The organism is Paenibacillus sp. FSL R7-0302, assembly GCF_038006885.1.
In the GTDB taxonomy this organism is placed as follows: Bacteria; Bacillota; Bacilli; order Paenibacillales; family Paenibacillaceae; genus Paenibacillus_AQ.
The window spans coordinates 5320696-5346579 of record NZ_JBBOWB010000001.1 but is presented as its reverse complement, the minus strand read 5'-3'; the positions used below and the strand labels follow the sequence as shown (position 1 = coordinate 5346579).

Annotated in this window: 24 protein-coding genes; 18 read left to right on the top strand and 6 right to left on the bottom strand. The window is 53.8% G+C overall.

The features are described 5' to 3' along the window. Nucleotides 1–27 precede the first annotated feature (27 nt). The 3 genes from MKY96_RS23130 to MKY96_RS23120 all read left to right on the top strand — a co-directional run bounded on the left by MKY96_RS23130 (nucleotide 28) and on the right by MKY96_RS23120 (nucleotide 2243). On the top strand, nucleotides 28–1308 hold the full coding sequence (locus MKY96_RS23130; RefSeq protein ID WP_340943625.1) for an MFS transporter: 1281 nt from the start codon (nucleotides 28–30) through the stop codon (nucleotides 1306–1308). A gap of 20 nt (nucleotides 1309–1328) precedes the next feature. Beyond that, complete coding sequence (locus MKY96_RS23125) at nucleotides 1329–1895, top strand: histidine phosphatase family protein (protein ID WP_340943622.1); 567 nt, start codon at nucleotides 1329–1331, stop codon at nucleotides 1893–1895. Between the two features lie 72 nt (nucleotides 1896–1967). Next, complete coding sequence (locus MKY96_RS23120; protein ID WP_340943619.1) at nucleotides 1968–2243, top strand: hypothetical protein; 276 nt, start codon at nucleotides 1968–1970, stop codon at nucleotides 2241–2243. Nucleotides 2244–2589: 346 nt separating this feature from the next. Here the strand turns inward: MKY96_RS23120 and MKY96_RS23115 are convergent, their stop codons facing one another. From MKY96_RS23115 to MKY96_RS23105, 3 genes are all read right to left on the bottom strand, one after another. Then, nucleotides 2590–3375: a TatD family hydrolase gene (locus MKY96_RS23115; protein ID WP_340943616.1), complete on the bottom strand. Its 786-nt coding sequence runs from the start codon at nucleotides 3373–3375 to the stop codon at nucleotides 2590–2592. Between the two features lie 27 nt (nucleotides 3376–3402). Next, nucleotides 3403–4512 (bottom strand): stalk domain-containing protein, encoded by a 1110-nt coding sequence (locus tag MKY96_RS23110; RefSeq protein WP_340943615.1) that lies wholly within the window; start codon nucleotides 4510–4512, stop codon nucleotides 3403–3405. A gap of 195 nt (nucleotides 4513–4707) precedes the next feature. Then, a complete protein-coding gene (locus MKY96_RS23105) occupies nucleotides 4708–5283 on the bottom strand; it encodes a TetR/AcrR family transcriptional regulator (protein WP_340943614.1) in 576 nt (191 codons plus the stop codon). Between the two features lie 152 nt (nucleotides 5284–5435). On the opposite strand from MKY96_RS23105, the gene MKY96_RS23100 reads away from it, so the two are divergent. The 11 genes from MKY96_RS23100 to MKY96_RS23050 all read left to right on the top strand — a co-directional run bounded on the left by MKY96_RS23100 (nucleotide 5436) and on the right by MKY96_RS23050 (nucleotide 17787). Next, nucleotides 5436–6656 carry an MFS transporter gene (locus MKY96_RS23100; RefSeq protein WP_340943611.1) on the top strand — a complete coding sequence of 407 codons (1221 nt, stop codon included), beginning with the start codon at nucleotides 5436–5438 and terminating at the stop codon, nucleotides 6654–6656. A 289-nt stretch (nucleotides 6657–6945) separates the two neighbouring features. Then, nucleotides 6946–7509: a sigma-70 family RNA polymerase sigma factor gene (locus MKY96_RS23095; protein WP_340943609.1), complete on the top strand. Its 564-nt coding sequence runs from the start codon at nucleotides 6946–6948 to the stop codon at nucleotides 7507–7509. Further along, nucleotides 7506–8414 carry a DUF4367 domain-containing protein gene (locus MKY96_RS23090; RefSeq protein WP_340943607.1) on the top strand — a complete coding sequence of 303 codons (909 nt, stop codon included), beginning with the start codon at nucleotides 7506–7508 and terminating at the stop codon, nucleotides 8412–8414. Before MKY96_RS23095 ends, MKY96_RS23090 begins: the two co-directional genes overlap by 4 nt. A 309-nt stretch (nucleotides 8415–8723) precedes the next feature. Then, nucleotides 8724–9806: a LolA family protein gene (locus MKY96_RS23085; protein WP_340943605.1), complete on the top strand. Its 1083-nt coding sequence runs from the start codon at nucleotides 8724–8726 to the stop codon at nucleotides 9804–9806. Between the two features lie 180 nt (nucleotides 9807–9986). Beyond that, nucleotides 9987–11168: an alanine racemase gene (alr, locus tag MKY96_RS23080; protein WP_340943602.1), complete on the top strand. Its 1182-nt coding sequence runs from the start codon at nucleotides 9987–9989 to the stop codon at nucleotides 11166–11168. A 211-nt stretch (nucleotides 11169–11379) separates the two neighbouring features. Next, nucleotides 11380–11661: a CopG family ribbon-helix-helix protein gene (locus tag MKY96_RS23075; protein ID WP_036697455.1), complete on the top strand. Its 282-nt coding sequence runs from the start codon at nucleotides 11380–11382 to the stop codon at nucleotides 11659–11661. A 3-nt stretch (nucleotides 11662–11664) separates the two neighbouring features. Continuing rightward, nucleotides 11665–12015 (top strand): type II toxin-antitoxin system PemK/MazF family toxin, encoded by a 351-nt coding sequence (locus MKY96_RS23070; protein WP_036697332.1) that lies wholly within the window; start codon nucleotides 11665–11667, stop codon nucleotides 12013–12015. A 124-nt stretch (nucleotides 12016–12139) separates the two neighbouring features. Next, entirely contained in the window at nucleotides 12140–12799 is a 660-nt protein-coding gene (locus tag MKY96_RS23065) for a TetR/AcrR family transcriptional regulator (RefSeq protein ID WP_340943599.1), read from the top strand. Between the two features lie 68 nt (nucleotides 12800–12867). Further along, entirely contained in the window at nucleotides 12868–14079 is a 1212-nt protein-coding gene (locus tag MKY96_RS23060) for an MFS transporter (RefSeq protein ID WP_340943597.1), read from the top strand. A gap of 245 nt (nucleotides 14080–14324) precedes the next feature. Next, complete coding sequence (locus MKY96_RS23055) at nucleotides 14325–16487, top strand: Tex family protein (protein ID WP_340944734.1); 2163 nt, start codon at nucleotides 14325–14327, stop codon at nucleotides 16485–16487. A gap of 385 nt (nucleotides 16488–16872) precedes the next feature. Then, on the top strand, nucleotides 16873–17787 hold the full coding sequence (locus MKY96_RS23050) for a GNAT family N-acetyltransferase (RefSeq protein WP_340943595.1): 915 nt from the start codon (nucleotides 16873–16875) through the stop codon (nucleotides 17785–17787). 110 nt (nucleotides 17788–17897) lie between these two features. On the opposite strand, the gene MKY96_RS23045 is transcribed toward MKY96_RS23050, so the two are convergent. Beyond that, nucleotides 17898–18869, bottom strand: coding sequence for an S-layer homology domain-containing protein (locus MKY96_RS23045; RefSeq protein WP_340943593.1), 972 nt, complete (start codon nucleotides 18867–18869; stop codon nucleotides 17898–17900). Between the two features lie 344 nt (nucleotides 18870–19213). On the opposite strand from MKY96_RS23045, the gene MKY96_RS23040 reads away from it, so the two are divergent. The 4 genes from MKY96_RS23040 (at nucleotide 19214) to MKY96_RS23025 (ending at nucleotide 23763) form a co-directional block, all read left to right on the top strand. Continuing rightward, nucleotides 19214–20848, top strand: a complete 1635-nt coding sequence (locus MKY96_RS23040; RefSeq protein WP_340943590.1) for an ABC transporter substrate-binding protein — start codon at nucleotides 19214–19216, stop codon at nucleotides 20846–20848. A gap of 118 nt (nucleotides 20849–20966) precedes the next feature. Beyond that, a complete protein-coding gene (locus tag MKY96_RS23035; RefSeq protein WP_051493818.1) occupies nucleotides 20967–21830 on the top strand; it encodes an ABC transporter permease in 864 nt (287 codons plus the stop codon). Between the two features lie 12 nt (nucleotides 21831–21842). After that, nucleotides 21843–22772 carry a carbohydrate ABC transporter permease gene (locus MKY96_RS23030; RefSeq protein WP_340943588.1) on the top strand — a complete coding sequence of 310 codons (930 nt, stop codon included), beginning with the start codon at nucleotides 21843–21845 and terminating at the stop codon, nucleotides 22770–22772. Nucleotides 22773–22827: 55 nt separating this feature from the next. Continuing rightward, on the top strand, nucleotides 22828–23763 hold the full coding sequence (locus tag MKY96_RS23025; protein ID WP_340943586.1) for an AraC family transcriptional regulator: 936 nt from the start codon (nucleotides 22828–22830) through the stop codon (nucleotides 23761–23763). Nucleotides 23764–23845: 82 nt separating this feature from the next. Here the strand turns inward: MKY96_RS23025 and MKY96_RS23020 are convergent, their stop codons facing one another. Together MKY96_RS23020 and MKY96_RS23015 are read right to left on the bottom strand one after the other, a co-directional pair. Then, complete coding sequence (locus tag MKY96_RS23020; protein WP_340943585.1) at nucleotides 23846–24841, bottom strand: S-layer homology domain-containing protein; 996 nt, start codon at nucleotides 24839–24841, stop codon at nucleotides 23846–23848. Between the two features lie 77 nt (nucleotides 24842–24918). Continuing rightward, on the bottom strand, nucleotides 24919–25758 hold the full coding sequence (locus MKY96_RS23015; protein WP_340943583.1) for an aldo/keto reductase: 840 nt from the start codon (nucleotides 25756–25758) through the stop codon (nucleotides 24919–24921). Between the last annotated feature and the right edge of the window lie 126 nt (nucleotides 25759–25884).

The following is a 25884-nucleotide window of genomic DNA, read 5'->3' as shown; positions in this document are numbered from 1 at the left end:
ATTACAGGTAACCTGGAGGAATGTCAGATGGAGATTTCAACCAAGCAGGGAACAAGCCTGCTGCACAACAAAACGTATATGCGGGTCTACACGGCGTTCGCCACTGCCAGCTTCGGCGACTGGTTCGATGCGCTGGCCATTCAAGTGCTGGTCGGCTACCGCTGGCAGGCCAGTCCGCTGATGCTGGCGCTCATTCCGGTAGCCCTAGCGCTGCCGAGCATTCTGCTCGGCTCGGTTGCCGGCGCGGCCGCCGACCGGATGAACAAGCTGAAGCTGATGCGTATCTGCGACCTGCTGACCGCTCTCTTGACCCTACTGGTGCTGTTCGCTCCGAGTATGGTCTGGCTGCTGCCGCTGCTGGCCCTGCGCTCCGCGCTGTCCACGCTGAATATGCCGGCTCAGCAGTCCCTGACCCGCAGTCTCGTGAGAGAAGACCAGCTGCTGCAAGCCTCATCACTCAACGGACTGGTCAACCAGGGCTCCAAAATCGCAGGTCCCTTGCTCGGAGGTCTGGCCCTCGCCTTCCTTACGCCGCAGTGGTGCATCCTGCTGAATGCCTTGCTGCGCGGCTGCTCTTATCTGTTGTTGTTGTCTATCAAATATAACCGCACTGATGAAGCAGACAGTAAGCAGTCTGAAGCGCATGAAGGCAAGATTCCGCTTCTCACAATGTGGCGGGAAGGCTGGGGATTTCTGCTGCGTAGCCGGCTGCTGCTGACCGCGATGTTATTCGGACTCGCCGGTGCACTGGTCATTCAGGTGGTTGATTTTCAGTTCACCAGTCTGTTTCGGATCTTCGCCCCGGAGCGGGAAGCGCTGCTGGGCTGGATGGTTGCCGCTACGGGAGCAGGAGCCGTGCTGATCATTCTGGTTCTGAACAAGCTGAAATCCGAAGACGGGTATGGCTGGAAGCTGGGCCTCGGGTATGTGCTGATTGGCGGGGCGATTGCGGTGCTGGGTCTGCTTCAGCCGGGGGCATCAATTCTGTGGGTGCTGCTCATCGGCTTTGTGCTGGGGATCGGCAACGGCATGTTTATGGTGACGTTCAATTATTGTCTGCAAAAAGAAACCCCGCCGCACATGATAGGCCGAATCTTCGGGATCCAGAATACCGTACTCAGCGCGGTGCTGATTGTAGCGCCTCTCCTGGGCGGTGTGCTGGTGCAGTATGCGGGTCCGGCCCGTATATTTGTCAACATTGGCTTGCTGCTGTTGATTCTGGGGGGTACGGGGCTGCTGCTTCAGCGCCAGCTCTGGCCGGCGGCAAGCAATACAGCTGAGAGCGCCGTCCAGGGCGTGGTGCAATAGTAGACGAACAGGAGGAGCTTATGACTACTTATATCTACATGGTGAGACACGGGGATTCGCTGCGGACCGGGGTGGATGAATGGACGCGCGGCCTGTCGCCCAAGGGGGAAGAGGATGCCCTGCGGGTCACGGAATGCCTGAAGGATGAAGGCATAGATGCCCTGTACAGCAGCCCGTATATCCGGGCGGTTAATACAATTGCGGATTTGGCGGATAAGCTGGAGCAGGAAATCATCCTGATCGATGATCTGCGGGAAAAGGTCTGGATGGAGGGCAACCAGCAGCTAACCGACGAAGGCTTATACGATGAACTTCAGAAGATGTACACCGATCCCGATTATGCCCTGCCGGGCGGGGAATCGAACCGGGAGTGCCAGGCACGGGCAGTGAAGGCGCTGCAGAATATTCTGCGGACCCATGAAGGGAAAAGGGTGGCCATCGGCACCCATGGCATGGTGATGTCCTTGATGATGGGCCATTTCTCCCCGGGATATGGTCTGGACTTCTTACTACAGACAACGAAGCCGGATATCTATGTCATGGAGTTCCAAGAAGATGAAGTACTGGTCCGGCGGATGCCTTTTTAAACTAAGGGGTAGAATAGTTATCGTTATTACAATAAAATGGTAAAATGAGGTGAGGAGTACAAGGAGGTTAGTATGAAAAATCCATTATTTCGAAGCTTAATTGTTGGACTAATATTTGCATGTGTTTATTATGCCATTCAGATTATCCGTGGGATGTATCTAACAAAGAACTATGTTCCAGACATTGCAGGTAGGTATACGACGGTGGATTATTTGCAACACAAAATCACATTCGGGTATGAATATAGTCCATTAGGGAGAGTAATTGAATGCTCTGGTTTAATGCTACTTGGAATAATGGTTTACTTTACTTGGAGATTTTTGAGAATAGTTACTACTAAAAAGTGATAGTCACTACGCTAAAAGGCAACAATAACTCAATAAATCCAAGAGGCAGCCGACCAATGTGATCGGCTGCCTCTTTAAAGACCGGGTTAGAGGCGGACATTCAGGGCTAGTTGTATTCTGTACATTTAAAAACAGTCAAAGGGAAGGATTTCCTCTTCTAGCTGTAGTTTGTACAACTAAATTTGCCCGAGTGGGCGAGATCCCGGATAATGAGGCATTTTAGATGTATGAAATACAACTAAACGGCTATTAGGCAGTAAATTAAACGATTTAGTTGTACCGAATACACTTAGGCATTTCGCCTGTACCTTAATCCGGTCTGATGCTCTACTTAATTAGAGCGGCCCTATACCTGTAGCCCATAGAATCTCACCGTATTCGCCGTCAGCTTCGCTTTGGCTTCAGCCAGCGTATAGCCATGCAGTGCTCCCCAGGCGGCAGCAACGTCATGGACCATAGCCGGATGGGTGGTGCGCCCGGCGAACGGTCCTTCAAATGGCCAGGGGCCGTCCGTCTCCGCCATGACCAGCTCCGGAGGGTAGCGGCGTGCCAGCTCCTGAATCTCCGGTTCGTAGAGGATATCGGGAGTGAAGGAAATGTAGTAACCGCAGCTAATCATCCGGTCAACGGTAGCAGCGGGGCCCTTGAACCAGTGGAAATGGGCCTGCGTAAGGCCATGCTGCTCCAGCAGATCGCATACGGTCCATGCATCCTCATAGACGGCATGCAGTACTACAGGCTTGCCCAAACGTGCAGCCAGTCCAAGAAGTCTGTCCAGAAGCTGAATGTAGGGTGCCATATCCCAAGCTTCGCCACGCTCCACAGCTGCTGCCCGGGAGTAGTAGGGAAGACCGATTTCACCAATAGCGACCATATTGTCCGCATGGGTTGTAATCCAATCCAGTAGTGTATTTAGCTCTTGTTCCGCAGGCAGAGGCTGCTCGGGATGGAAGCCGTAAGCCGGCTTCACCAGACCGGGATACCTGGCTGCGAGCTCCCGGGTACGCTTGCTGGAGGCGAGATTCATGGAGACCGCGATCAGGGCCTTAATGCCCTGCTCCGGCAGTCCCTCCAGCAGGGAGGACACTACGTGATCCTCATACTGGTCAAGATGAATATGGACATCAATCATTGGCAAGCCTCTCCTTCCGGCAGCCGATTATTTCTCCACAATGGCTTCACCCCGTTCATGCGGCTCAAAAGCAATAGACCCCAGCTCCATCCCCGTCTTGCCTGCCTTATATTCCAGCTTCAGGGTACCGACACTCTCGGTCATGCCGACCATTAAGCTGGTATCTGCGAGCAGCTTGTTATTCTCAACTTTGTAGTAAGTCACTGCGCCAATGGCCGCTTTGCTGCCGAAATACTTCAGGCCGTCCTCAGCACGGTCCGGGAGTCTCAGCGTCAGTTTGGAGGGCGCGGATCCTGTAAGCTCAAGCTTCAGCAGGACATCGTCCTTATCGAGCGAAATACTGGAGGATACTACAGCAGAAGCCGCCTTGTCCGCAGCAGGCACGGAGAGCTCCTTCCCCTGCTCCGGCTTCACGACATGAACCTCCTGTGCAACCAGCGAGGTTCCGGTTCCCAGAGTGAACACAACCGTAGCCTCCGGTTTGCCGTCCGAATCTACATCGGCATAGAAGAGCTGAGGCGGGTGCGAGTAGTCTCTGGGTACGGTCCAGTTGAAGTGTTGCTTCTTGCCGTTAACCTCAAGGATGAAGCCTTTGTAGGTATTGCCGTCCTTCAAGGCAGCATAAAGCTTCACCTTGCTGTTATTGCCGGCAACGGCAAGAGGCTCTGCGGGAACCCTGACCGTGGTGCTCAGATCGCCTGGGGTAACAGTGACCCGGCTTCCGCCAGGCTTGAGCTCCGTGACAGCTCCCGTAAGGGAATCCAGCGTAGCTGCTGCGATATATACACGCCCCGCCTTCAGCAGTACGGGCGCATCCAGCGTTTCATTAGCGCCTCCATCCGTTTGCATGGAAGCGCTACCGGGCGTAAGAATCGTCTTGTCCCAGCTTGTGGACAGAGTAAGCTGCTTGAGGGTGTTGTTCCATTGCAGCTGCATCGGATAGAACTCCAGCAGCGTGCGGGCCGGAACATACAAGATGCCGCCGGAATGGAAGGGCGCAGCATAGGGCAGAACGGCTTGTCCGTCCACAACAAGGGATAGAGGGGCAGCAGCAGAATGGGCAATATCTATGGATGAACCCGCCGCATGGCCTGCGAGGAGCAGGGCAATAGCGGCAGCGGTAATTAATTTTTTCATAAGATAACCTCCGGAGTCTGGAAATTCCAATCTCTTGTATTATAAATGAAAAACGCCGCCTGCGGGTCACGTTCTGTTAACAAAGATAAGACAAGCCTGTTACAGCCCTAGCTCATACAGCCCATACTGCCCATACTGTATTGTGCCTATCCGCCTGCAACTTGCCATCCCTTATATAGTAGTCTTGCAGGAACCTCAAGCTTGTAGCGCCTGAAGGGCAAGCGACACCAGGGATCTGACGGAGGCCTCGCTCAGTTCTCCCCCGGTCAGCAGCAGCCGGTAAAAAATAGGGCCGTAGACCAAGTCGATACAACTCCCGATATCGAGTCCCTGCTTCAGTTCCCCCTGGGCAATCCCCCGTTCAAACAGCTTCCGGGCTTCCTCGCGGCGCGGGCCGAAATATCTGCTCCGGTATGCCTCCGCCAGTCCGGTATCGGATTGCCCTTCACCAATCAGCTCCGTAATGACTTTACCTTCCCGGCTGGTGAGGAACTGCGCGAGCGTCCCCGCATGAATCAGAATATCCTTCTTGGCGGAACCGGTATCCGGGATCGGAAGTCTCGCATTAGCAGCATACAGATATCCGTCCATCACCACCGCCGCTTTATTCGGCCACCATTTATAGATCGTTGCCTTACTGACCTGGGCCTGCTCCGCAATCTTCTCCACGGTAACTGCGCCGAAGCCGGTCTTCAGCAATAATTCATATGAAGCGTTCAGAATAGCGTTCTTGGCCTCGGTATTGCGCGGGCGGCCTCTTTTTTTCTCCATGGTGATCCCTCCTGACTGTGCTGGTTCAACTATAATTGGAGTATAGCATAAAATCGCCTATTTACAATACTGAACGTTTAGTATATTATTTGCTCATAACTAATTAGTGTACTTAGCGTTCAGTATTTAAAAACTGGAAGGTGGCGCTTCAAATGAAAGCTGGAATTCCTGCGCAACAACAATCAGTATCCCCTGTTACTCAAAAGGCTGTTCCCGGCTGGATCACATTTCTGCTGGCTGTCTCCTGCGGACTGATCGTGGCGAATCTCTATTATACCCAGACGCTGGTTGGGCCCATCGGGCAGGCCATTCATCTGTCCGCTGGAGCGACAGGGCTAATAGTTACCCTGACGCAGATCGGTTACGTAGCCGGACTGCTGTTCATTGTCCCGCTCAGTGATATTATCGAGAACCGCCGGCTGACTGTGATGTCGCTGATTCTGGTTGTGGCCGCCCTTGTGCTATCCGTCCTGGCACCGAATGCACCGCTGTTCCTGGCCGCCTCCCTGCTGATCGGGCTGGGCTCGGTAGCAGCACAGGTCCTGGTGCCGTATGCCTCCTATCTGGCCACAGAGGAAGATCGCGGCCGCGTCGTCGGCAATGTGATGAGCGGCCTCTTGCTGGGCATTATGTTCGCCCGCCCGGTTGCCAGCTTCATGGCCGGACTCTGGGGCTGGCAGTCCATCTTCATAGTCTCGGCTGTCGTAACTGCGCTGTTGACGCTGCTGCTAGCCCGTGTCCTGCCTGCCCGGAAGCCCGCTCCCGGCTTGAGATACGGACAATTGCTCCGCTCTCTGGGCACATTGCTCATGCTTACGCCGGTGCTGCGGCGCCGCGCTTTATACCAGGCCAGCCTGTTCGGTGCCTTCAGTCTGTTCTGGACGACAGTTCCCTTGTATCTGTCCAGCGAGTATCACCTGTCCCAGCAAGGAATCGCCCTGTTTGCCCTGGCTGGTGTAGGCGGAGCCGTAGCCGCGCCGATTGCGGGCAGATTGGCTGACAAAGGCTGGACCCGGTTATTGACCGGTCTAGGCATTTCACTGGCCGTTCTCTCCTTTATCCTGGCCTATCTGCTGCGGGATACCTCCAATCTTACACTAGGTCTGCTGGTGCTGACGGCCATTCTGCTCGATATGAGCGTGTCCGGTAATCTGGTGCTGGGGCAGCGGGCGATCTATTCACTGGGCAATGAGACCCGGGGGCGGCTGAACGGCTTGTTCATGGCGATTTTCTTCATTGGAGGCGCCGTGGGATCATCACTCGGGGGCTGGGCGTATGCTTACGGCGGCTGGAGTCTGACCACCCTAATCGGGCTGGCACTGCCAGTGCTGGCGCTGATCTACTTTTTGACCGAGAAGAAGGAGCGCGCTTGAGAAAAGCAGACATGGTGTTCAGCAATAATCCGCATAGCCAGTAATTCCTAAAAAAACTACAGTAGGCAGAGGAGCTAGATCCTCTGTCTTTTTTTCGAAATATAAGAATGTATAGGTTTCACGCTATACATTATCCTTCTATTTCTCGCCGAAACGGTACCGTCCTATAAAAGGACGGCAAAGCCGTTTCCACTTGCCTGCATATGTAATGGATTCGATAGATAGAGCGTATTAGCTCATGTAAATTACTTGGCCAAGTAAATTCAGCCTGGAAGGGAGGGCTTAAGGAATGCAAGAGCGCGCATTGCTGCCTTTGATACATGACAGGGTTCCTGCTCATATAGAGACAGAGCTGGAGTTTGCAGCGGTTTTTGAAGCCTATTATAAACGGATATTCAACTATATCGCCTACCGGGTGAGCTGCCGTTATACCGCCGAGGATCTGGCCAGCCAGGTATTCGAGAAGACGCTATCCAAGCTGCCCGCCTACTCCCCGGAGAAAGCGCCGCTGGAAGTGTGGCTGTTCGCCATTGCCCGCAACGTAGTGAATGATTATTACCGGAGCCGCGCGCGTCAGCGTTTCTTCTCCCTGGACAGTATCCGGGAGCTGGTGTCGGGCAAAAAAGAGCCGGAGACGCTCATCCTCGGCAGAGAGCGCAGCGATAGGCTACAGGTGGCGCTGGACACGCTCAGCCCGAAGGAACGTAACCTCATCGCTCTGAAATTCGGGGCGGATCTGAAGAATACGGAGATTGCCCGGATTACCGGAATCTCGGAGAGCAATGTCGGAGTCATTCTCTATCGCAGCATGCGAAAACTGAAATCTGAAATAGGGAGTGTGGAAGAGCTATGAATGACAAGAAGAGCGCCGCACAGGCAGATGAACTTGAGCTTCAGGAGCTGGGGGACTATCTGGCCCGCCAGGACTTCTCACGGGAGTCCGATCCGGCGGAGGTTCTCCGCCAGGTGAAGAGCCGCTCCATTCAGAAACAACAGGAGGATGATAGAATGAAGAACAAACAACGGGTCAGACGTCCGGTGATGATTGCAGCTTCCCTGCTGGTAGCTGCCGTGGTGAGTATATCCTTCGTCAGACCCTCGTTCGCACAGGAAATGCTGGAGCGTGTGCTGAATTCAGTCTATCTGGGACATATTGAGGTCGCTCAGATGGACGGGAGCCACCCTAAGGAGTTCCCGGACGCATGGAAGGGCAAGATATTTGACCAAGAGGGTAAGCCCGTCACCTCATTTAACCCCATGCCGGAAGCCATCTTCAATGCAGCCGGGGAGGCCATCGTCAATTTCGACGGGGATAAGCTGATTACCCTGAGCGAGCAGGAGCAGCTTGACAAGGAAGCGTCAGAGCAGAAATTTATCGTCAAGGAGGCAGCGAAGCTGGATCAATACGCTCTCTTCAAGGTGAAGCTGCCGGAATACCTGCCAGAGGGCTTTGCCTTTGAACGCGGGGAGTTCTATAAGGACGAGACGGGCGTAAGCGGGCAGATTGTTGAACTGTTCTTCGCTAGCAAAGATAAGGATAAGCGAATCTGGATGCAACTGCGCCTTGCTAATGAGGAGAATGCCTTTTCAATGGCAACTGACGATAAGGTGGAGCAGGTGAAGCTCAAGGGGACGGATGCGGTTCTGGTCAGTGACAGAAGCCTGGACTGGGAAGCGAACGGCGTGATGTACGGCCTCAGCACCCGTGGCCTTGACCGGGCTGAGGTTCTGAAGATCGCAGAGTCGATTAACTGGTAAGCCGCTGAGGAGCGGATAAGGGAACAGGTACGAGGCATAGACAGGCATAGGAAGAATCAGAGCATCAGACTGCAACCCCGAGCGAGGGAGGATTGCGGGCTGGTGCCTTTTTGTAATAGCGTTTCTACTATATAGAAGGAAATAAGAGGAACCATACATAGATTGTTAGATTCCCGGGTGGCGGGAGCGGATTCGCGGCTGGAATAACACTTCTCTTCATGCTTGTCATGCCCGTCTGCATATTGAGGCCAAGTCCTTCATAGACATGTACTAATCAATGCATTCAAAACAGGTTAAGGGGATGATGTCATGCGCCGGATAACATGGGTACTCGCGATCATTATGAGCGTGGCCTTAGTATTGGCGGGGTGCGGGAAGAAGGATGCCGCCTCTGTAGTCAAGGATCTGAATCAAGTGTCTGACAAGCTGGAGAGCAAGCAGGGAGCTTATCAGGGCTCAGGCACGATGACCTTGTACACTGGGGAGCAGCCGCAGGATTACAAGGTGGAGGTATGGTATAAGAATCCTTCGTATTACCGGATCAGCCTGTCGAATGTACAGAAGGATGTGAAGCAGATTGTGCTGCGCAATGATGAGGGCGTATTCGTCCTGACCCCAAGCCTTGGCAAAAGCTTCCGCTTCCAGAGCGACTGGCCGGACAGCCAGGGTCAGGTCTATCTGTACCAGACACTGCTGAAGGGTATCGTCAACGACAATAACCGGCAGTTCGTGGAGGACGGGGATAATTATGTGTTCGAGGTCGCTGCCAACTATCAGAGCAGTGCGCTGGTCCGCCAGAAGATCTGGCTGAACAAAAAGACCTATGAGCCGAAGCAGGTGCAGGTATCGGATTCTGAAGCCAAGGTTGTGGTGAACGTGACCTTCGACAGCTTCAAGTTCGATCCGGAATTCACAGCAGATTCCTTCGATATGCAGAAGAATATGGCGGCCGGCAGCCCTTCCGAGAACACGATGGCGGAAGTGGACCAAGAGGGCAATCCGGTGGTCTCTGAAGACGGCGAACAGGCTGGTGAGCCGGTTGCGGCCGAGATGGGCGACTTCGGGATCATTGAGCCGGCTTACATTCCGGCCGGTGTGAAGCTGAAGGACACGAACAAAATTGAAGGCAGCAAGGACCATGCGGTGCTGATCCGTTATGACGGCGTCTACCAGTATACGATTATGGAAGCCCGTCCGCTGGACCGTGCGGTGTCGCTGGCTCCCGGAACATTGGTCGATCTGGGCTTTACGGCAGGCCTGCTTAGCGGGGATGAGCAACAGACGCTGACCTGGATGAGCGAGGGTGTTGAGTACCGGATTACAAGCGCAAATCTGCCAGTTACGGAAATGATGCAAATAGCCGCTTCTATGGAGGAACAATCGGGTAAATAAAAATCAGTGGGCGGATACTGCGCAAGGTGGGAATCATTCCTCTACCCGCGGTATCCGTTTTTTGTCTACATCTGCCCACATTGACAGCGGCCTTCACGAGCATTACCATTGGCAGTAAGACTTCTGATCTGTGCGAATAAGGCAGAGATGTTTTACTACAATGTAAGAAGGTGACCTGAAGTGAAGGCAAGCTATCGGCCGACAGCAGCCGAGATTAACCTGGATGATTTGCGTGCCAACTACGAAGCTTTTCGCGGCGTATTGCCGCAGGAGACCAAGTTCATGGGATGCGTCAAAGCAAATGCGTATGGACATGGAGCAGTGGAAGTGACGCGGGAGCTGGAGCGGCTTGGAGCGGACTACGTCAGTGTTGCTTTTCTGGATGAGGCATTGGAGCTGCGTCAGGCGGGAATACTACTTCCTATCCTGGTGCTGGGCTATACTTCACCGGAAGGCATTGCCGTAGCCTGGGAGAACAATATTACCGTTACACTGTTCACACCGGAGGTACTGGAAGCGGTTAGCACCCTTCCTGTAGAGAAGGAGCACCGGCTGAAGGTACACATCAAGATTGACAGCGGAATGGGCAGACTGGGATTATTGCCGGAGGATGCGCCCGCATTCATCGCTAAGGTGCATTCGGTGGCACAGGCGGAGCTTGAAGGCATGTTCACCCATTTTGCCAGAGCAGACGAACGCAACAAAAGCTATACACTAATGCAGCACCGACGTTTCATGAGCGTGGCGGAAGCGCTTCGGGACATGGACATTACCATCCCGATCATACATACGGGCAATAGCGCTACGGCCATTGATACACCTCTACTATCCATTAACATGGTGCGTGTAGGCATAAGCTTGTACGGATTCTACCCCTCGGCTGAGGTGAACCGTGAGCTGGTGGCTCTACACCCGGTAATGACGCTGAAGACGCAGGCTGTATATGTCAAAACCCTGCCGCCTGACTCAGGCATCAGCTACGGCACCCGGTACTTCACGGCAGACGATGAGATCATCGCTACGCTCCCCGTGGGGTATGCTGACGGATATTCCCGCATGCTAACAGGCAAAGCGGAGGTGCTAATACGCGGACGCCGCGTTCCTGTCGTCGGAACCATCTGCATGGACCAGTGTATGGTATCACTGAAATCTTTCGCTCTAGAAGCGGAACAAATCAAAGCAGGCGAAGAGGTTGTACTCATCGGCCGCCAGGGCACCGAGTCGATCACGGCAGATGAACTGGCGCTCCATTTAGGGACGATCCACTACGAAGTAATCTGTATGCTGGCTCACCGTGTACAGCGCGTGTATGTACGCGAAGGTACGCTACTAAGCCTCGTCAATCCCTTGCTGCAAGCCTAATACCCTGACCAGATACCTAGTACAGGAACTGAATATAAGGAACGTACCGTATAGAGCTTGTGACTTATAGTCTATACGAACCGCCATTTCTAGTTTATAATGGGATGCAGCATACTTGATATACTGGCGGCATATATTCCTTGTATAAAATTCCTTGTATATTGTAACACTGGAACACAAGGGCAGAAGGTTTGTGGGGGTGGAAGAGAAGGTGGCCAATTTGCAGAACACCAAAAGAATCATGATCAGCTTGCCCGATCATCTCTTGCAGGAAGTAGATGGGATCGTTCAACTGGAGAACTCTAACCGTAGTGAATTGATCAGGCAGGCCATGAAGCTGTACTTGAGCGATCGGAGGAAACGCACCATCCGCGAGTCCATGCAGCGGGGCTATATGGAAATGGCTAAGATTAATTTGACCATGGCATGCGAGGCCTTTCTCGCTGAGGAAGATGCAGACAGTACTCTTGGCCGCTTAGTAAGCGGGGTGTAACTATTGATTGTTAAACGCGGCGACGTTTTTTTTGCCGACCTTTCACCGGTTGTGGGTTCTGAGCAAGGTGGAGTAAGGCCGGTACTGATTATTCAGAACGATATTGGCAATCGTTTCAGCCCGACTGTGATTGTGGCAGCTATCACTGCCCAGATCCAGAAGGCCAAGCTGCCGACGCATGTGGAGATTGATGCAGCTGCTCATGGCTTTGACCGGGATTCCGTGATTCTGCTGGAGCAGGTTCGTACCATTGATAAGCAACGCTTAACGGATAAAATCACCCACCTGGACGATGAGACCATGAAGCTGGTGGATGATTCGCTGCAAATCAGCCTCGGGCTGATTGATTTCTGAACCCTACGGGGATATAACATCAATCATCGTAACAAAAGGCAGGCCGGAGCAACTCCGGTGCTGCCTTTTTTGATATACCCGAGGATAGATGAGCATGGATGATGGGGGTTGTGTGAGGGCATAATTGCGTGCTATAATTGGACCGATCGGTCGGTCTAGAGGAGGGATAACCATTAAGGGACGTTCAGATGGAGAAGAAACGAAGAGCCGGATTCTGGAGCATGCCTCCAGTTTATTTGCGCAAAAGGGCTACGGCGCTGTAAGCATGAACGAGGTCTGCACAGCCGCGAAGGTCAGCAAGGGCAGTCTGTATCACCATTTTCCGGGCAAGGATGAATTGTTCCTGTACGTGGTGGAGGTGGATACCCAGAATTGGCTCAATGAGTGGGAGGAGCTGCGGAGCGGGATTAGCGGAACGGAGGCCCGCCTATACGCGCTGGGGGATCACTATGCAAAAGATATCCAGAATCCGCTGATTCATGCCCTGGAGGAATACGGCAGATCCCATACGCTCTCGGAGGAGATCAGCGAGCGTCTTTCACATATTTTCGAATCGGTAACAGAGGCCTGCCGTGTGCTGCTGCAGGAGGGGATGGATTCCGGTTACTTGATCCGTGGTGACCTGGATAAGTATGTGATCACGCTTAGCGCTATGCTGGAGGGGATCAGCCGGGTCCATGAGATCACAGGCCGGACAGATACCCCGGAGACGATCAGGGCATACTACCGTGCGGGAATTCAGATCCTGCTTCAGGGGATAGGGTCCGGGAAGATTGAGCAATGAATAGAGATAACTGATGAATTAGAACTAGAGCATATAGCAAGGCTCTGGGATATACGGAGGGAAACACCATGTCATTACTGTTAAAAAACCGGGGAGCGATGCTGCTCCTGATGATGAATATCTTTTTGGCGTTCACGGGGATTGGTCTGGTTGTGCCTATTATGCCTACCTATATGAACGAGCTGGGCATCGGCGGGAGTGTGGTCGGACTGCTGGTGGCAGCCTTCTCGCTGACGCAGCTGCTGGTCTCGCCCTTCGCCGGAAGACTGTCGGATAAGATGGGCCGCAAAAAAATCATTGTCGGCGGGCTGGCCGTATTCGCCTTCTCGGAGCTTCTGTTCGGTCTGGCTAATGCCTCCTGGGTGCTGTTCGTATCCAGAATGCTTGGCGGTATCGGTGCCGCGATGATTATGCCTGCGGTTATGGCTTATGTGGCAGACACCACTACCTCGGAGGAGCGGGCCAAGGGCATGGGCTTCATCAACGCAGCCATTACCACCGGCTTCATCATCGGGCCGGGCATCGGCGGCTATCTTGCGGAGCTGGGCATTCGCGTCCCTTTCTTCGTCGCTGCGGGAGCGGCCGCCATCGTTGCGGTTATTACCCTGCTGGTTCTGCCGGAATCGCGTTCAGCGGAGCTGCGGGAAGAAGCAAGAACGATGGAAGGTAATAATGATAGTCTAATCATGCAGCTCATGCGCTCGTATCGCGAGCCTTATTTTTTCGGATTAATTATTGTATTCGTGCTGTCCTTCGGTCTGGCCAATTATGAGACGGTATTCGGACTGTTCGTAGATCATAAATTCGCGTTCACCCCTAAGGATATTGCGTTTGTCCTGACATTCGGCTCCATTGCCGGGGCGGTGGTGCAGATTACCGCATTCAGCTGGATTCTGAACAAATTCGGGGAGAGCCGGGTCATTTCCGCGTGCCTGCTGATTGCGGGCCTGTCGATTCTCCTGACACTGTTCGTGCATGGCTTCGTAGCGATTGTTTCTGTGACCTTTGTTGTTTTTCTGGCTATGGATATTCTTCGCCCGGCTGTCGGCACCCAGCTCTCCAAGATGGCAGATGATTCGCAGCAGGGCCTGGTGATGGGGATGAATTCTGCTTATACGAGCCTTGGCAACATTGCCGGCCCGATTGTGGCGGGGGTTCTGTTCGACCTGGATATCAATTTCCCTTATGCGGTGGCTGCGCTGGTCTTGTTCATCAGCTTCATGTTGTCGGTTGGCTATGCCCGGCGGAGAAGAAGCAAGCAGGTTACTGCGGTGCGCTAGTATCCGGAGCATGAATAGAATAACGGACTTATGATTATGATTGCGGCTGCGCTATCCCGGTGGGGACGGTGCAGCCGCTTCTTCTTGTGTACGGGGTAAACTTTGGTCCTGCGGCAAACTGTGATAGTATTTCAGTAGAGAGCTATGAACTCAGACTGTGTATAGAAAGAGGGATCTACTTGAGCGTTGATACGAATCAGGCGGCGAAGGCGGCGGAAGATGCCGCTGCCCGTCAGGAGCAGGAACTGATACTTGCAGCGATTGCGAAGGAGCTGAGCATCAGTCTGAAGCAGGTAAGAACTACGGTGGGGCTGCTCGATGAGGGCAACACCATTCCGTTCATCGCCAGATACCGCAAGGAAATGACCGGGGAGCTGGACGAGAATGTCCTCCGCGATGTCGAAGAACGTCTCGGATATCTGCGTAACCTCGGTGACCGCAAGAAGGATGTGATCCGCAGCATCGAGGAGCAGGGCAAGCTTACGCCTGAGCTGCAGGCGAGCATCATGAAGGCGGTGAAGCTGCAGGAAGTGGAGGATCTGTACCGTCCGTTCAAGCAGAAGCGCAAGACGCGGGCCAGTGTCGCCAAGGAACGTGGACTTGAACCGCTGGCGGATTGGGTGATGGAGCAGAGACGCCAAGGGGTTCCGCTGGAAGAGGCTGCGAAGTATATCGATGCGGACCGGGGTGTGGAGAGTGCCGAACTGGCGCTGCAAGGGGCGATGGATATCATTGCCGAGAATATTGCCGATGATCCGGCGATCCGTTCCTGGGTGCGCCAGTATACAGCGAGTCAGGGGATTCTGGTCTCCGAGGCCAAGGATGCCCAGCAGGAAAGTGTATACGAGAATTATTATGCGTACCGGGAGCCTGTGCACCGGATCCCGCCGCACCGTATTCTCGCAATCAACCGCGGGGAGCGGGAGAATATCCTCAAGGTCGGCATCGAGGTGGTGCCGGACAAGATCCATGCATTCATCATCCGTAAGCTGGTGAAGGGACCTTCGCCGGTCAAGGAGCTGCTGGAAGCGGTGACCGAGGATGCCTACAAGCGGCTGATTGCCCCTTCTGTTGAGCGCGAGGTGCGCGGAGAGATGACAGAGAAGGGGGAGACGCAGGCGATCTCCATCTTCTCGGGCAATCTGCGCAGCCTGCTGCTGCAGCCGCCGGTGAAGGGACGGCATGTTCTGGGCGTCGACCCGGCCTACCGCACCGGCTGCAAGCTGGCCGTCGTGGACGATACCGGCAAGCTGCTGGAGGTAGCGGTCACTTATCCGACGCCGCCGAACAACAAGAAGCGTGAGGCGGCGGCCAAGTTCAAGGAGCTGATCGCCAAATATGGCATCCAGCTCATTGTGATCGGCAACGGCACCGGCTCGCGGGAGACGGAGCAGTTCACGGCCGAGGTCATTGCCGAGGTCGGCGACCCTGACCTGGCCTACCTGATCGTTAACGAGGCAGGGGCCAGTGTGTATTCGGCCTCCAAGCTGGCGCAGGAGGAGTTCCCGGATCTGGATGTGGCGGAGCGCAGCGCCGCCTCCATCGCCCGCCGCGTGCAGGACCCGCTCGCGGAGCTGGTCAAGATCGACCCGAAGGCCATCGGTGTCGGGCAGTACCAGCACGATGTGTCGCAGAAGCATCTCGAAGAGAGCCTGAGGGGCGTCGTGGAGTCGGCGGTTAACCATGTCGGCGTCGACGTGAATACCGCTTCGGCCTCGCTGCTCTCCTATGTGGCAGGAGTGAATACGACGATTGCCAAGAACATTGTGAAGTTCCGCGAGGAGAACGGCAAGTTCACTACGCGCAAGGCACTGCAGAAGGTGCCGCGCCTGGGCGCGAAATCCTACGAGCAGTGCATCGGGTTCCTGCGTATCCCCGGAGGGGACAATACGCTGGACCGCACGCCAATCCACCCGGAATCCTACGCGGTGGTGGACCGGTTGTTCCGCGAGCTGGGGCTGGATGTGAAGCAGCTCGGCAGCAAGGAGGTTGCAGAGCAGCTAAGTGCTCTGGATGCGGAGGAACTGGCGGTGAAGCTTGCGGTGGGCGTGCCCACGCTGCGTGACATCATGGAGAGTCTTCAGCGTCCGGGCCGCGACCCCCGCGAGGAGCTGCCGCTGCCCATCTTCCGCAAGGATGTGCTGAAGATGGAAGACCTGTTGCCCGGCATGGAGATGCAGGGCACGGTGCGCAACGTAATCGACTTCGGCGCCTTCGTTGACATCGGGATCAAGAACGACGGGCTGGTCCATATCTCCCAGCTTAGCGGCAGCTATGTGAAGCATCCGATGGACGTGGTCTCCGTCGGTGACAATGTCACCGTATGGGTGCTGGGCGTGGATGTGAAGAAGGGCCGCGTCAGCCTGACGATGCGCCAGCCGCGCGAGGCGGCGGACAGCGGGGAGTAGAGGAAGAGGACGTTATGGACTCAGAGGACCTTATTTTGCTGAAATCGGCATTTTGTGGGTCTTTGCGGACTCAGGAGCCGCTAATTCAGGCTTCGGAGCCTGTAATTAGGCCTGACAGCCTCATTAACGTCTTCTGAGTCCGTTTAGGGTGACAAAAGGGGCTTTTCAAGCAAATAACGGCCTCCTGGTCCGCAAAGACCGGAGGCTCAAAAATCAAGCTGTGCTTTCCTTCATCAGGATGGCACAGTTTTTTTGCGAAATGGAGCTTATGAATTTGAGCTGGAGATTCACCTCGGCAGTATAAAACAACTATAGTCATTCAAGAACGGAAGCCCCCTGACCGGCAGTGGTATGATGGACAGAAACAGAAGGTGGCGGATGGGAATTGAGCAACAGAGTGATCCGGCAGTTTGAAGAGAGGGATATGGCGGCGCTTGGCGCGATGTACGAGCAGGTGTCGGCGCAGGAGGATGTGCTGTTCTGGTGGGTGGGGGATGCGGATAATTGGGAGAATGTCTTCTGTGCTTTTGAAGGGGAGCAGATGGTGGCCAAGGGCCAGCTGCAGCTCTTTAATGTGGTGCCACCGGGACGCGCGGCAGAGAGTAAACATAAGATGTTCGTGAATTTGAAGACATGGCCCGGACGGGAAAAGGATATGGAGCTGCGGGACAGTGTCTACGCCCTTCTGCTGGAACGGGCACAGGTGCTGAAGCGTACGCTGCCCCCGGAATATGGAACCCTCCTGTGCACAGGCAATTATGCGGCGGAGGAGAGCAGCCATGCTTATTTCGCAGAGCATCTTGGTTACTTGCCGGATAGCTGCTTGTATACACTTCAGCGCGATCTTCGTGAACCTATCCATGCGGTGGAACTGGAGGAGGGTCTTGAATTGACCAATGCGTCTATGGATTCGCCGGAGCAGCGGGCGGCTTATCTGGAACTGGAGGCGGAGATCTGGCCGGAGACCCCGCTCGGAATGGAGCGTCTGCTGGAATATCAGGAGCATCCGCACTGGACATCGATGGTTGTGCGGGATGCAGGCCGGGTGGCGGGCAGTCTGATGGTCTGGCAGGAAGAGGAGCTTGGCATCATTGAGGATGTATTTGTCTGCAAGCCCTGGAGAAGAAGAGGCATTGCCAAGGCGCTGCTGAATCATGCGTTAATGTATCTTCAGGAGAAGGGTCTGGAGCAGGCGCAGCTGGTCGCATTGACCACGAATGATTCTGCACTGTCCCTGTACCATTCAGCCGGTTTCCAGACTGGGCGTCAGGAGATCCGATACGCTAAGGAGCTGGGCTAACGAACGACTCCCTGATTCATACACACTGTGAAAATCACATATCACAAAAAGCGCACCAACCGGACATCCGGTGGTGCGCTCTTTGTGGTGATCTAGTTAAGCGGAGGCTGTTACTTTATGACTCTGGAAGCAGCCGAGGTTGCCGATCCTGGCGAAGCTTGGGCTACTGCGGTGTAGCCTTCCGGCAGATAGGTGACGGCGGTGCCTGCCGAGATGACCTGCGGGTTCATGGACCCGGGCTTCGGTGAGGTTACCTTGAAGTAGATCACTGCGGTTTTGTCAGCGCCGAACTCAATCCGCTCAATGACCAGGCCATATCCCGGGTTCGGCAGATTGGATACGGTCACCGTAGCTTTGTTGACACCGGCGGCGGCTTTGTCCAGTGTAACAGCGGCATCGTATGTGCCGGACGGAGCCACGATGTTCTCATCCATCATAATCACTTCCTTCACGAATTTGGCCGCATCGTAGACCAGGACGGCAGCTTCTGCACGGGTAACCGCCTCGTCCGGACGGAAGGTGTTGTTCTTCTCCAGCGTGACCAGTCCGGTGTTAATCAGAATCTGCAGGCTGTTCATCTCAGAGGCGGACAGCTTGCCGCCGTCCGTAATGTTGGCATACATCTCCGTATACGCGAAATCTCCTTTGTTCTGTAGCGCCTGAAGCAGCAATTGTGCGAACTGGACCCGTGTCATCACAGCATTAGGATCAATAGACCGCTCCAGCGGCAAGCCGCTTTCTTTGGCCTCCAGGAAGGCGGAGGCATACCATGCCTTATTACTAACCTTGTCAAAATAATCGCCGGCTGTCTTGCCGGAGGTGTCCTGCGCCGAGAGCTTCAGGCCGCTCACGATGAGCTGGAGCCCTTGCGCATAAGTCAGTTTGGCCTTCGGGGCGAACTTGTCGCTGGTCACTCCGTTAAGGATGCCCTCCTGATGAAGTGCATTGATTTTGGCTTCCGCAGCGTGGCCCTTCAGATCTGAGAAAGCGGAAGCCGGTGCCCCGATCGCTAAGGTTGCCGCCAGAATGCTGCAGGCCAGTGAGATTTTGGCCGTGCGCATCCGGGTTAATGTATTCTTCATTGTACATCACCTCGTATCCTCTTAGATGGGATTCAGGAGCAAAAGGTTGCAGCCCATCACTCCATAGATGGAATTATTATTCTCTAACCCCGCAGCGGTGATTCGCCGGAGGTCCAAACAATTCATCATGTGTCAATTTTCACCTACCGAAAGTCGAATCTTCGCCTGAATTCAGCTCCTCTTGCAGCTAAAAAGGTCAATATACGATGATTAAAAGGTAATATACGGTGAGACAGGGTGCGGAAGAAAAATTATAATAATGATAACGCTTTCGTGAATATTGCGACGAAGGAATGGCTTGTATTACCGATCATTTATGAATTCCTACTAAGGGGGTAAGTCAAATGAGAAAAAGGAGTATTCTAGCCTTGGTGCTGGCAGGCTGTCTGGCAGGACTATCACTCGCAGGCTGCAGCAGTAAAGGGAACAGCCCGGATGCGGGAAATGACAGCAGCAACACGCCGGAGGGGAAGACGAAGCTGAAGGCGATTATCGTGAAGCATTCACTGACCAAAGATGTCACGCAAATGAAATGGCTCGCTGAAATAGAAGAGAAGGCGAATGTCGAAATTGAATGGCAGCAAATCTCTGCGGACTGGGATCAGAAGAAAAGCGCCCTGTTTGCCAGCGGTGAAATTCCGGATTTGCTGTTCAATGCGACCTCTAACTCCGATTTTGTACAATTCAACGGGTTGTTCGAGGATCTGGGCCCGCTGATTGAGCAGGACGCTCCTAATATTCAAAAGATGTTCAACGAGCACCCGGAATTGAGAACGCTTGCTACACAGATCGACGGGAAGCTCTACGGCACTCCGCGTTATAAGGGCATCTGGCCCGGCTCCACCGCCTCGATGTTCATTAACAAAACCTGGCTCGACAATCTCGGCCTTCAGGTCCCTACGACCTGGGATGAGCTGGAGACTGTGCTGCTTGCCTTCCGCGAGGGAGACCCGAATCAGAACGGGGACAAGACGGATGAGATTCCAATGGACTTCAACCCGATCGGCTGGGATTTCACACCGAAGCTGCTGCTGGGCAGCCTTGGGCTGCCTCTGTCCAACGGGGCGAGCGACGGCTACTTCACCGAAGGGGCGCAGGTTAAGAATTTCTATGTAGATGAACGGTTCAAGACACTCATGCAATTCCTGCAGAAGCTGTACAGCCAGAACCTGATCAGCAAGGAAGTGGTCACGCAGGATTACTCCAAATACCAGTCCGTTGCCCGCGGGAATGGAACTACGGCCAAGGTCGGATTCACCTGGGGCTGGGAGACAGGGGACCGCTTCGGCAACGAGCTGAAGGATCAATATGTTACCCTGCCGCAGCTGAAGCAGCATGCAGATTCTACGAATGAGCTGTACTGGAGCAATGACTACTACTACCAGAATTACGGCTCTAATGCGGTGTCGGTCAGTGCCCGCTCCAAGAACAAGGAAGCCGCGATGCGGTTCATCGATGCTTTTTATGAGCCGGTGGTGAGTCTACAGGTCCTGTTCGGCGGGATGAATGACACAGATAAGGGAATCAAGGATAACGGGGATGGCACGTATGCGATTCTTCCTCCGGCGGATGCATCCCTCGACCCGGGCTCGTGGAAATGGACGAATTCGTTCGCCGATAACGGCCCGATGTACATTGCCGATGCACTGAAGGACAAGGTGACGCTTGGGTCCGATATGCAGAATGTGCTGAAGGAGAAGGCCGTCTATGATGAGCTGCTGAACAAGGCGGACGAGAAAAGCAATGTCTATCCGCAGAACTTCATGAAATACAGCACGGAGGACACTAACACCCTGGCAATGAATCAGGCGAACGTCAATAATATCACGGATCAGAAGTGGGCCAACTGGCTGACCACCAAGGTTGATATTGAGAAGGAGTGGGCAGCCTATGTCGCCTCCGTCAATAGCTCCGGCCTGGAGCAGAATCTGCAAATCCGCCAAAAGGCTTATGACGAATACCTCTCGACCTTGAAATAGTGGACTTGAATGGAAGGGGCGCTCCCAAATGAAACCAGCACAGACCACGGTGCCGCATCAGACGCTGCGGGGGAACGGATGGCTGCGTAAGCATGCAGGGCATGCTCAGCTATGGCTGATGGTGCTTCCTGCGGTCATATATATCGCCATTTTCTGCTATGGTCCGATGTACGGCATCCAGCTTGCTTTTCGTGAATTTGATTTCAGCAAAGGACTGACGGGCGGGGAATGGGCCGGGCTCAAATATTTCGAGCAGTATTTCAACAGCCCGATGTTCTGGCCTACGCTGCGAAATACGTTTATCATTGCGTTTTTCTCCATCCTGCTGGGCTTCCCGATGCCGATTCTGCTGGCGCTGGTGGTTAACTCGATCCGCAGCAACAGACGCAAGCGTATCCTGCAGACTACGGTGTATATGCCTTACTTCATTTCTACTGTTGTTCTGGTTGCGTTGCTGCAGATTATGCTGTCTCCTACCACCGGGCTGATCGACGGCTTCCTGAAGGCCTTGCACCTGATCCCTGCGGATACGAATCTCATAGGTGACCCTGGCGCCTTCGTTCCGGTGTATGTCATCTCTGCCATCTGGCAGGCCTGCGGCTGGAACAGCATTATCTTCATCGCCGCCCTGTCCTCGGTGGATGCGCAGCAGTATGACGCCGCCCGGATTGACGGGGCTAACCGCTGGCAGACCGTCTGGCACGTGGAGATTCCGGCCATCCTGCCGACCATTATTATTTTATTGATTATGAATATGGGCAGCATACTCAGTGTAGGCTTCGAGAAGACTTTTCTTATGCAAAATAGTCTCAACAAGCCCGTCTCGGAGGTCATCTCCACGTATGTCTTCAATGTGGGCGTGAAATCCAACCAGTTCAGCTTCGGTTCTGCGGTCGGACTATTCAATACCCTGATCAACTTCACGTTCCTGATGCTGGCGAATGCACTGGCCAAAAAAACTTCAAAAATCAGTCTAATGTAAGGAGGAAATGGGATGTCAAACAGTCAAGCCGCTCATTCGCAAACGATCAAGCATTCGGGCGGCATCGCAGACAGGCTGTACACGCTGGTGGTTGCGGTCATAAGCATCGCAGCGTTTATCATGGTCGCGTACCCGCTGTATTTCATCATCATAGCTTCCGTCAGCAACTCCACCATGGTGAATCAGGGACAGGTTATTCTATGGCCTAAGGACATTAACCTGTACGGCTATGAGCAGATATTCAAGGACACCCGGATCTGGCAGGGGTATAAAAATACGATTATTTACACGGTGCTGGGTACGCTGCTCAATCTGCTGGTCACGCTCCCTGCGGCGTATGCCTTGTCCCAGCGGAAATTCCGGGCACGCAGGTTCATTATGCCGCTGTTTGTGATCACGATGTATTTTGGCGGGGGCATGATTCCTACCTATCTGCTGATCCGTGACCTGAATCTGTTGAATACGCCCTGGGTAATGATTGTGAACGGTGCCATTAGTGTATACAATCTGATTATTACAAGAACCTTCTTCGAGACCGCTATCCCGGAGGAGCTGCACGAAGCGGCTACCCTGGATGGCTGCTCGCACTTCCGTTATTTCATCTCGGTGGTGGTTCCGCTGTCCAAGGCAGTGATCTCCGTCATCACGCTCTATTATGTGGTGGGTCACTGGAACGACTTCTTCAACGCCTTGCTCTATATCAATACGGATAGCTTACAGCCGCTGCAGATCGTCCTGCGCAATATTCTGTTATCCAATCAGGCGTTCGCGGGCGGAGCCGGATCAGGTGCCGGGGCCGGTGCGGGCAGCTATGCCCAGCAGTTCGCGGATCAGATCAAATATGCGGTCATTATCGTATCGACGGTGCCGGTGCTGATTATCTATCCGTTTATCCAGAAGTACTTCGAGAAGGGCGTAATGATCGGTGCGGTGAAGGGCTGAGCGTATAGCTGACGCTGCGGGCAGCATCCGGTGGGCCGGGAGGGAGGGAACCTCAGTGAAAAAAAGTCTTGAACTGCTCGATTCCATCGGCGAACCTGTATCTCAAGATATGAAGGAAAAGCTTATTCATGGCAGCAGACAATTCCGCATGAGTGTGCATGTAACCAAGGTACCTTCCATGAATAATCTGGTGCTGTATTCCCACTGGCATGAAGAGCTGGAGCTGCTGTTCATGATCAAGGGCACGGCCAAGTTCCATGTGGGGCAGGAGAAGCTGGTCGTCCAGAGCGGAGAGGCGGTCTTCATTCAGCCTAATATGCTGCATTCGGCGATCCGGGTGGATCAGGAGGAGATTATGTTCTGCGCGGTGCTGGTGCATTTCAATTTCCTCTCGAGCCTGGAGAATGACCAGATTCAGCAGCAGTATATCTTCCCGCTCTTCCTCGACAACCGGCGTTATCCGCTGCTGATCGGGCGGGAGCTGGAGGAGAAGCTGCGGCTGATTCCACTGCTGGAGGAGGTGCGGGATCTCTATCAGCAGGAGACGCACGGCTATGAGATGCTGATTAAGGCCAGGCTGTTCGAGGTGCTGTACCGGCTGGAAAAGTATGCGGCTGAGCATCCGCAGGCAGGACTGCCCGGGCAGTCCCGGGGCGGCAACAGCTCGATGCTGGCCAAAAAAACGCTGGCCTACGTCCAGCAGAACTACAGCAAGCGGATCACGCTCTCCGACATGGCGCAGCAGGTCAACATGAGCCCGTCTTACTTTTGCCGGTTCATGAAGAAGCAGTTCGATCTGTCCCCGATGGACTTCCTGAACGAATACCGGATCTCGGAGGCGGTCAGCCTGCTGGAGACCACGGATAAGAAGATCATGGAGATCTCCGGCATGACCGGCTTCAGCAACGTGAACCGGTTCACGGAGATGTTCAAGAAAACCTACGGCTGCCGCCCGATGGATTACCGGAACAGGCTGCGGCAGAGTAAATAGCTTGGACTAGAAGAAAAAGCAGCCCCTATCGCAGGGACTGCTTTTCTTTGTGCTGTGGCTTGTGAACGGAAGAGAGCCCGTGTTACTTCGCTGGAGCCGATGGCTCAAGCCAGCGTGAATCCATTACAGGCTCAGCGGTGGCGGTGTAGCCTTCAGGCAGGTAAGTGGATACCGTGCCTTTGGTAATGACTTGCGGATACATTTTATCCGGGTCAGGCAGGGTGACCTTGAAGAAGATCACTGCTTTGGTGGCACTGGTGAATTCGATACGCTCTACCGTCAGGCCGTAACCGGGGTTAGGCAGATTGTCAACGGTGATGGTGGCTTTGTTGACGCCTTCAGCGGCTTTGGCCAGGACTACATCGGAGACGTAATTGTTAGCCGGAACCGGCTCCGGCTCAGAAGGCTCATTGCCCGGATTGTTCGGCGTAATCACCCGGTCGGCGAATTCAGCGGCATCATGGATCATGACAGCGGCTTCAGCGCGGGTAATCGCATCGGACGGGCGGAATTTGCCGTTATCCAGCGTGAGTACCTTCGTGTTCAAGAGCACCTGCAGGCTGTAATTCACCTCTGGAGTGAGCTTATCGCCATCCTCAATCATGAAGAACATCTTAGTTACCGGGAAATTGCCCTTGCTCTGCAAGGCTTGGGTCAATAAATGGGCGAACTCCGCACGGGTCATCGGTGCATTCGGGTTGATATCCTTTGCCAGCGTCAGGCCGCTCTGCTTCGCAAGGGCGAAGGAGGAGGCGTACCAGGCATTATCTTTTACATTGTCAAAGAGCTGGCTGGCCTTAGCACTGCTGTCGGTACCTGCTTTCGGTGCAAGCGACAATCCTTTTACAAGGAACTGTACGGCTTGCGCATTCGTCACTTTGGCATTGGGGGCAAACAGGTCATTCGTAATTCCGTTAATTACACCGGCGTTATGCAGCGAATTGATCTTGGTTTCGGCTGCATTTCCCTTGAGGTCCGTGAAGGCAAATGCGGACGCTCCGAAGGATAAACTGGCAGCCAGGATTCCGCACGCGATGCTCATTTTTTTTGCGTGCTTCGTTAGATTCGTTGGTTTCATTGTGCATCACCTCTATATACTCAGATGGTTATTAGCGGCGAAAGGTTGCAGTTGTCCGGAAAATAATACGAAAAAACTTAGGACAACGGGATAAACCGGGTGGACCACAGGTAAAATTTATTTTGCGGATCGGTAAATCCTCTTTTATTCTGATCCAGGGCTGCAATTCTCTTCATCTCTTCGTCCGACAGGGAGAAATCAAACAGCTCCAGATTTTGCTTCAGCCTGGCAGGAGTAACCGACTTCGGAATCACAGCGATATCCCGCTCCAGATTCCACCTCAGGATGACTTGCGCTGCTGTCTTATCATACCTCTCTGCCATTTCGGTGAGCACAGGGTGGGTAAGCATCTCCTGGTTACCATGTCCAAAAGGGCTCCACGCGACATGCTGGATACCGTGCTTGCTCATATAGTCATGAAGCGACCCTTGCTGGAGCAGCGGGTTCGTCTGAATTTGATTCACTGCGGGGACAATCGTCCCCTGCTTCATGACCTTATCCAGATGCTCCTGCTCAAAATTAGATACCCCAATTGCCCGGATTTTGCCCTCCTTGTATAAAGACTCCAGGATGTGCCAGCTTTCTAGATAGTGCTTGGCCGGCCAGTGGATCAGGTAAAGGTCAACATAATCCGTTTGGAGTTTTTGAAGACTGGCTTCAAAGGCTTTACGGGTCTTTCGCCCCAGGTCAGTGCTCCATACTTTGGTGGTAATAAAGAGCTCGCTTCGAGGTACACCCGATTTCTGAATAGCCCTGGCTATCAGCTCCTCGTTGCGGTAAGCTGCTGCCGTATCCAGATGCCGGTACCCGTTCTGAAGCGCCCATACTAGAGCGTCTTCATTATTGTCTTTGATGTTATACACACCCAGACCCACCTTCGGCATCTGGACTCCATTATTCAAAACGAAATGTTCCATTTAACATCTTCCTTTCTTTTTAAGTTCGTATAACCAGCCCTCTTGGTCAACGATTATAGCATAAGAAGGCAACTAATCATCATTGGGAAAGAAAATCGAGACGGATGCACTTCGTAGGATTTTGAC